We start from the raw sequence: 7996 nt of genomic DNA on the forward strand, positions 1-7996 counted from the left end.
GACCTGGTGGAACGAGTGCAGGACCGGAGGTGGGGCCGTATCGTCGCGGTGCCGGTCGCGTGGGTGCGCCGGATCGGGGCGGCCGTGCCGTACGGCCCTGCCGTGGCCCGGCACCTGCCGGTCGTGCTCGGGGTGGTCCTGGCGGTGCTCGCGGTGGTCGAGTCGATCGTGCAGGCCGGCAGCGCGCCCGCGCTCTCGGAGACCGTGAGCGCGCCGGTGGGCGACCCGGCCCCATATCCCGCCCCGCATCCCGCCGCGGTGCCACCGGCCGGTGACTCCGCGGCCCCGCTGCTCCTCATGGTGTTCCCCCTGCTCGCGCTGGCCACCACGCTGCCGCTCCCCCTCCTGTGGGCCCAGCCGGGCCTGGCGGCGCTCCTGGCGACCGGGGCGGGCGCGCTGTCGGTCCTGGCCTTCCACACGCTGACGGTGGCGGGCGCGGTGGCGCAGCTGGTCACCGGCTACCGCCTCGGCCGACTCGGCGTCCCGGCGGTGGCCGTGCTCGTCGCGGTCCCGTACCCGCTGGTGGCGCTGGCGGTCGGGCCGGGCGAGCAGGTGCGGGGGCTCACGCTGCTGCTGGCCTGCCTGGCCCCGGCGGTGGCGCTGGCCGGGATCGCCGTACGGGCCCGCCGCAGGTCCCGTGCCGACACCGCCGCCCGGCAGGTCATGGCCGACAGCCTGGTCGAGCACACCGCCCGCGGCGAGCGCGCCCGCATCGCCCGCGAGCTGCACGACGTGGTCGCCCACCACATCTCCATGGTCGCCGTCCAGGCGGAGACCGCCCGGCTGGCCGTCCCGGGCATGCCGGAGGCGGGCGCGGAGCGGCTGCTGGCGATCGGCGACACCGCCAGGGCGGCGCTGACCGAGATGCGGCGGCTGCTCGGCGTGCTGCGCGAGGACGCCGAGGCCGAGTCCACCTGGCGGCCGCAGCCGGGGCTGCGCCTGCACGAGCTCAACGAGCTGCTCGACGAGTCGCGCGAGGCGTCGGGCACGACCACCCGGCTGGTCCTGCGGGGCTCGCCGGTGGAGCTCGATCCTGGCGTGGAGCTGGCCGCGTACCGGATCATCCAGGAGGCGCTCACCAACGCGCGCCGCCACGCACCCGGGGCCGCCGTGGACGTGGAGCTCGACTACACCGGCTCCGACCTGCGCCTGCTCGTCCGCGACAACGGGCCCGGCCCGGCGGAGGGCGGCCCCAGCGGTGGGCCCGGCGGTGGGCCCGGCGGTGGGCCCGGCGGTGGGCATGGCCTGTCCGGCATGCGCGAGCGTGCCGTGGCCGTGGGCGGCGAGCTGCGCACGGGCCCCGCCCAGGGCGGCGGCTTCCTCGTCGAGGCCCGCCTGCCCGGACGCGACGAGGAGGGCGGATGAGCGGCGAGCCCGCCAAGCTCAGGATCGTGATCGCCGACGACCATCCGGTGGTGCGGACGGGGTTCGCCGAGCTGCTCGACACCCAGCCGGACTTCGAGGTCGCGGGCACCGCCGCCGACGGGGCCGAGGCGGTGCGGGTCTGCCGCGAGCTGTCCCCCGACGTGGTGCTCATGGACGTGCGCATGCCGGTCATGGACGGCATCGAGGCCACCAGGCGCCTCAACGGCGGGCCGCGGGTGCTCATCCTGACCACGTTCGACCTGGACGAGTACGTCTACGACGCCCTGCGCGCCGGGGCCAGCGGCTTCCTGCTCAAGGACGTCACGGCCGAGCGCCTCTTCGACGCCGTACGCGTGATCGCCGCCGGCGAGGCGCTGCTGGCCCCGGCCGTCACCCGCCGCCTCATCAGCGAGTTCGCCCGCATGGGCGGCCCGAGGCCGGAGGCGGAGGCGCTCTCCGCGCTGACCCCGCGCGAGACGCAGGTCCTGCGGCTGGTCGCCGAGGGCCTGTCCAACCCCGAGGTCGCGGCCAGGCTGGTGGTCACCGAGGAGACGGTCAAGACGCACGTGAGCCGCGTGCTGAACAAGCTCGGCCTGCGCGACAGGACCCAGGCCGTCGTCATGGCGTACGAGACGGGCCTGGTCGTGCCGCGCGGCCGGGCGTGAGCGGTCAGAAGTCGAACTTGTCGATGTTGTCCTTGTTGAACACGGTCGGCTTGCCCAGCAGCACCTCGCCCTTGGCCCCGATCGTGTACTCGCCGAGCTTGCCCGCCTTGAACTTCTCCCCCTCGGCCCCGGTGATCTGCCCCGACGCCAGCGCCGCCGCCGCGTACGAGGCCAGGTAGCCGAGGTCGGCCGGGTTCCACAGCTCGAACGCCTCGATGGTGCCGTCCTTGACGAACTTCCTGAGCTGGTTGGGGGTGCCGAGCCCGGTCAGCTTGACCTTGCCCTTGGACGGCGAGTCCGACAGGTAGCGGGCCGCCGCGGCGATCCCCACGGTCGTGGGCGAGATGATGCCCGCCAGGTCCGGGTACGAGCGGAGCAGCCCCTGCGTCTCGGCGAACGACTTGTCGTCGTCGTCGTTGCCGTAGGCGACCTTGACCAGCTCCATGTCCTTGTACTCGGGCTTCTTGAGCTCGTCCTTCATGAAGTCGATCCAGGTGTTCTGGTTCGTCGCGTTGGGGGTGGCGGAGAGCACGGCGATCTTGCCCTTGTGCCCGATCTGCTCGGCCAGCAGCTGCACCTCGGTCCGGCCCAGGTCCTCCGCGCTCGCCTGGTTGACGAACACGTTGCGGCCCTCGGGGGCGGTGTCGGAGTCGTAGCTGACGACCTTGACCCCGGCGGCCATCGCCTGCTTGAGCGCGGGCACGACGGCGTTGGGGTCGTTCGCGGAGATGACGATGGCGTCCTGCTTCTGCTGCATCAGCGTGTTGATGTAGGACACCTGCGAGGACGCGCTGGCATCGGACGGCCCGACCTCCTTGCCCTCGCCGCCGAACTCCTTGGCGGCCTCGATCCCGCCGCCGTCGGCGATCGTGAAGTACGGGTTGTTGACCTGCTTGGGCAGGAAAGCGATCTTCAATCCCTGCTTGAGCGGGGCGTTCGGATCGGCGGCGGGGGCCGACGACGCGGCGGCCGTGGCGGAGGCGGAGGCCTGCTGCGCCACGTCGCTCTTGGTGGTGCCGCCGCAGGCGGCCGTCAGCAGGACGAGTCCGGCAAGGAGCGCCGTGGAGCGCCAAGGGGTGCGCGTTGTCATGAAACGGACTTCCCTTCCACTTGTGGTGATGTGCGCCGCCGCCATACCGCCCCCAGGTTCGGCGCCAGCACGGATGCGACGAGCAGCAGGCCCGTCACGAAGTTCAGGACCTCGTTGGCCACGTCGGCGAGGATGAGCGCGTTGCGTACCACGCCGAGCAGCAGCACCGCCATGAGGACTCCGGGCAGCGTGCCGCGCCCGCCGAAGATCGACACTCCGCCGAGCAGCACGGCGGCCACCACGGCCAGTTCGAGCCCGACGCCGTTGTCCGCCCTGGCGCTGGCGTAGCGGAACGTGTAGACGAGGGAGGCCAGCGACGCCATCACCCCGGAGGCCACGAACAGCCAGAACTTGATCCGCTTGACCCGGACGCCCGCGAAGAAGGCGGCCTCCACGTTCGAGCCGAGCGCGACGATCGACCGGCCCAGCCCGGTCGCGTGCAGCACCGTGGCCGCCACCGCCGCCAGCACCGCGACCAGCACGGACGCCAGCGGGATCGGGCCGACGGACGCGGTGGCCAGGCTCGTGTACGCGGGCGGCAGGTCGGCCACCGCCTGGTCGCCGAGCATGACGTACGCCAGGCCGCGGAACAGCGCGAACGTCCCGATGGTGACCGCCAGCGAGGGCAGGCCCAGCCGGGTGACCAGCAGCCCGTTGAACGCCCCGCACGCGGCGCCCACCAGCAGGCAGATGGGCATGATCGCCTCGATCGGCAGGCCCGCGTTCCACAGCCGGCCGAGCACCGCGCACGACAGGCCCAGCGTGGAGGCCACCGACAGGTCGATCTCGGCCGCCACGATGACCAGCGTCATGGTCAGGGCCATGAGGGCGATCTCGGTGGTGTCGAGGAGCAGGAAGGAGACGTTGGACCCGTTCGCGAACCCGTCCACGCCGAGCGAGGCCCACACGATCACGCCGACGAGCAGGACGAGGATGAGCCCCTCCCACCGGCGGGCCACCCGAGCGAGATCAGCTGCCATCGGCGGTCCTCCCGGAAGCGGGGTCTGCACGGTAAGCGTGGTCGGCACGGTCGTCCGAGCCCGCGTGATCGGGAGCGTTGTCGGGGCCGGCGCGGTCGGCGGGGTCGGGAGGGCCGGCGGGGTCGTGGAATCTCCGGCGGCGCAGGGCGGCGGCGACGCGGAGGGCGAGCACGCGGTCGAGGACGATGGCGGCCAGCAGCAGGGCGCCGTTGATGGCGGTCTGGGCGAGGGCGTCCACCCGGAGCACGGCCAGCGCGCTGGTGATGCCGGCCAGCAGCAGGGCACCGAGCGCCGCGCCGTACACCGTGCCGCTGCCGCCGAAGATGGCCACCCCGCCCACCACGACGGCCGCGATCACGTCGAGCTCCTTGCCGGTCGCCACTGTGGCGTCCACGGTGCCGAAGCGGGCCGCCCACATGACCCCGGCCAGCCCCGCCAGCGCCCCGTTGGCCACGAACGCCGCGAGAATCCTGCGCCGCACCCGGATCCCGGCGAGCACCGCCGCCTCGGGGTTGGAGCCGATCGCGTACAGCTCCCGGCCGGCGCGCAGGTTGCCCAGCATCCACCCGACCACCAGCAGCACGGCCAGGGCGACCAGCGCGAGCAGCGGCACTCCGAGCACCGAGCGGGTCCCCAGGGACAGGAAGCTGTCGGGCATGTCGGCCGCGTTCACCTGGCGTCCGCCGGCCCAGGCGTAGTCGATGCCGCGGAAGGCGTACAGGGTGCCGAGGGTGGCCACCAGCGCGGGCACCTTCGCCGCGCCGACGAGCAGCCCGTTGACCGCCCCGCACAGGGCGCCGACCACCACGCATCCCACGATCACGACCGGGATCGGCACGGCCGGGTGGTCGGCCAGGATCAGCGCGCCCCCGAACGCCGACAGCCCCACCACGGAGCTGACGGACAGGTCCACGTTCCTGGTGATGACCACGAGCGTCTGGCCGACGGCGAGCATGGCGACGATGGCGGAGTTCAGCAGGATGTCGCGGAAGCTGGCGTAGGTGAGGAAGGACGGGTTGACGGCGCCGGTGACGCCGAAGAGGGCGCCCAGCGCCACCACGATGCCCAGCTCGCGTACCCGCGCGACGCGGTCCACGAGCCGCCGCCCGCCGTTGCGCCGCACAGCCTCGGCCCTGGTCGCGGTGGCGGTCACGCGAGGCTCCTTCCGACGGCGGTCACGGTCGCGGTCACGGTCGCGGTCGCGGTCGCGGTCGCGGTCACGCGAGGCTCCTTCCGGTGGCGGCGGCCATCACGCTCTCCTCGGTGGCGTCCGCGCGCGGGATCTCCGCGGCCAGCCGCCCCTCGTGCATGACCAGCACCCGGTCGGCCATCCCGAGCACCTCGGGCAGCTCGGACGAGATCATCAACACCGCCACCCCGCTCCCGGCCAGCTCCGACAGCAGCCGGTGCACCTCGGCCTTGGTGGCCACGTCGATCCCGCGGGTGGGCTCGTCCACGATGAGCACCGACGGTTGGCGCGCCAGCCACTTGGCCAGCACGACCTTCTGCTGGTTCCCGCCGGACAGCACGTTCACGGCGTCCGTCAGCCGCGCGAACTTCAGCCGCAGCCGCACCGCCCAGTCCCTGGCCCGCTCCCGCTCGGCCATCCGGGAGATCAACGGCCCCCGGCGAACGTCGGCCAGGCCGGCCAGCCCGATGTTGCGCTCGATGGACAGGTCCATGACGAGCCCCTGCTGCCGCCGGTCCTCTGGCACGAGAGCCAGCCCCGCCGCCATGGCCGCCGTGGGACTGGCGGGCCGCAGCCGCCGGCCGACCACCTCGACGCTGCCCGCGTCCCACCGGTCGATGCCGAACACGGCCCTGGCCACCTCGCTGCGCCCGGCCCCGACGAGCCCGGCCAGCGCGACGATCTCGCCCCGCCGCACCTCGAAGGACACGTCGGTGAAGACGCCCTCGCGGGTGAGCCGGCGCACCTTCAGCGCGACCTCGCCGGCCTCCGTCTCCTGCTTGGGGAACAGGGCCTCCAACTCCCTGCCGACCATGCGGCGTACCAGGTCGTCGGGGGTGATGTCGGCGATCAGGTCCTCGGCGACGTACGCGCCGTCACGCAGGGTGGTGACCCGCCGGCACAGCTCGAAGATCTCCTCCAGCCGGTGCGAGATGAACAGCAGCGCGCAGCCCTGCGAGCGCAGCGTCCGGGCCACGCCGAACAGCCGGGCGACCTCCGTGCCCGACAGGGCGGCGGTCGGCTCGTCCATGACGAGCACCCGCGCCTGCCGCGACAGCGCCTTGGCGATCTCCACGAGCTGCTGGTCGGCGATCGACAGGCCGCGGGCCGGCTGGTCGGGATCGAGGTGCACGCCGAGCCGGTCGAACAGCTCGGCGGCGCCGGCGCGCATGGCCCGCCGGTCGATGCCGAGGCGGCCGCGGGGCTGGCGGCCCATGAAGATGTTCTCCATGACCGACAGATCGGGAAAGAGGGTCGGCTCCTGGTAGATGACCGCGACCCCGGCCCGCTGCGCGTCCGCGGGCCCGCCGAACTCCACCGGCTCGCCGTCCAGCAGGATCCGGCCCGAATCCGGCCGGTGCACGCCGGACAGGATTTTCACGATCGTCGACTTGCCCGCGCCGTTCTCCCCCGCGAGCGCGTGCACCTCGCCGGGGAAGAGCGCAAGAGAGACCTCGCGAACGGCGCGCACCGCACCGAACGCCTTGCTGACCTGCGAAAGGGATAGAACGGGAGTCTCACTCATTGCCGCACTCCCGGCAAAATCGTTTTAAGCGGTGGGAGGACGGTAAATCAGCGAGTGGCAAAGCGTCAATGCCTGGCTAATATCAGATTCCCAACCACCCCAAGTCGTTCGAAAATTGTTACGTTTTAACCTATTTGCGCAGGGGCAAGAAATCAGGCCGGGCAGATCTCGCGCCGATATCTGCCCGGCGCCACGCCGTACTCCCGCTTGAAGGCGTTGGCGAAGGCGAACTCCGAGGTGTAGCCGACCGCCGAGGCGATCTCGGCCAGCGGCGCGGCGGACTCCCGCATGAGGCGGGTCGCCGTGGCCAGGCGCCACCAGGTGATGTAGGCCAGCGGCGGCCGGCCGATCAGCTCGCCGAAACGGCGCGAGAAGGCCGACCGCGACAGCCCCGCCCGCGCGCCCAGCTCCTGGACCGTCCACGGGTGGGCGGGATCCCGGTGGACGGCGTCCAGCACGGCGCTGATGCCGGGGTCCGCCAGCGCCTGCGCCCACCCGCCGACCGAGCACTGACCGTGCTCCCCCTCGAACCAGGCCCGCAGGATGTAGAGCAGCAGCAGGTCCAGGAGGGATGCCACCACCGTGTCGGCGCCCAGCCGCGGGCGCTGGATCTCCGCGCCCAGGGCTTCGACCGCGGCACGCAGCTCGGTCTGGAGGCCGAGGCCGGCCGGGAGGTGGATCATGTCGGGCAGTTCGATCAGGACCGGGTGGGCGCGGCCCTGATCGAGCCGGTAGCCGCCGCACAGCAGCACCGTCACGGGCCCGTCGGTCGGCCCGTCGATGGAGGCGGAGGCGAACAGGCCGAGACCGTCGTCCAGCGGGTCGCATTCGGGCTCGGCCACCGGGGTGGACGGCGAGTCCGCCATGGCGTAGCCGTGGCCGCGGGGGAAGAAGACCACGTCGCCCACCGACAGCGGGATCGGGTCACCGTCCGGCGGGATCAACCAGCTCGACCCCCGCAGGACGACCTGGAACCCGGCCGAGCCGGGAACCGACGGGAAACGCTGGCCCCAGGGCGCGCGCCATTCGACGCGGGCCGATCGGGGGCTGCCGGTGCGCATGAGGGCGATCACGTCGCTGAGCACGTCCATTGGTAGTCAGGGGCGCGGTGCCGTGAAGGCCCGGTTCCCCATCCCCCTTTCAATTCCGTACGTGCGGTTTTCCCGCATACGGCTTACCGAT

The 7996-nt window shown here is 72.7% G+C and carries 7 protein-coding genes; 2 read left to right on the top strand and 5 right to left on the bottom strand.

Features of this window, described 5'->3' with window-relative positions:
• Positions 1-6 precede the first annotated feature (6 nt).
• Both ACIBQ1_RS14895 and ACIBQ1_RS14900 read left to right on the top strand, forming a co-directional pair.
• Positions 7-1365, top strand: a complete 1359-nt coding sequence (locus ACIBQ1_RS14895; RefSeq protein ID WP_397277647.1) for a sensor histidine kinase — start codon at positions 7-9, stop codon at positions 1363-1365.
• Positions 1362-2030, top strand: coding sequence for a response regulator (locus ACIBQ1_RS14900; protein ID WP_397277648.1), 669 nt, complete (start codon positions 1362-1364; stop codon positions 2028-2030). The genes ACIBQ1_RS14895 and ACIBQ1_RS14900 overlap by 4 nt, the downstream gene beginning before the upstream one ends.
• A 4-nt stretch (positions 2031-2034) precedes the next feature.
• Here ACIBQ1_RS14900 and rhaS read toward each other — a convergent pair whose 3' ends face one another.
• The 5 genes from rhaS to ACIBQ1_RS14925 form a co-directional block, all read right to left on the bottom strand.
• Positions 2035-3120 (bottom strand): rhamnose ABC transporter substrate-binding protein, encoded by a 1086-nt coding sequence (rhaS, locus tag ACIBQ1_RS14905; RefSeq protein ID WP_397277650.1) that lies wholly within the window; start codon positions 3118-3120, stop codon positions 2035-2037.
• Entirely contained in the window at positions 3117-4100 is a 984-nt protein-coding gene (locus ACIBQ1_RS14910) for an ABC transporter permease (protein ID WP_397277652.1), read from the bottom strand. Before ACIBQ1_RS14910 ends, rhaS begins: the two co-directional genes overlap by 4 nt.
• Positions 4090-5253, bottom strand: a complete 1164-nt coding sequence (locus ACIBQ1_RS14915) for an ABC transporter permease (protein ID WP_397277653.1) — start codon at positions 5251-5253, stop codon at positions 4090-4092. Before ACIBQ1_RS14915 ends, ACIBQ1_RS14910 begins: the two co-directional genes overlap by 11 nt.
• Before the next feature lie 64 nt (positions 5254-5317).
• Entirely contained in the window at positions 5318-6814 is a 1497-nt protein-coding gene (locus ACIBQ1_RS14920) for a sugar ABC transporter ATP-binding protein (RefSeq protein WP_397277655.1), read from the bottom strand.
• Positions 6815-6966: 152 nt separating this feature from the next.
• The gene (locus ACIBQ1_RS14925; RefSeq protein WP_397277657.1) at positions 6967-7905 is read right to left on the bottom strand and encodes an AraC family transcriptional regulator; all 939 of its coding nucleotides are present in this window, start codon (positions 7903-7905) and stop codon (positions 6967-6969) included.
• Positions 7906-7996: the final 91 nt, after the last annotated feature.

Source organism: Nonomuraea sp. NPDC050153, from assembly GCF_044460125.1.
Lineage (GTDB): Bacteria > Actinomycetota > Actinomycetes > Streptosporangiales > Streptosporangiaceae > Nonomuraea.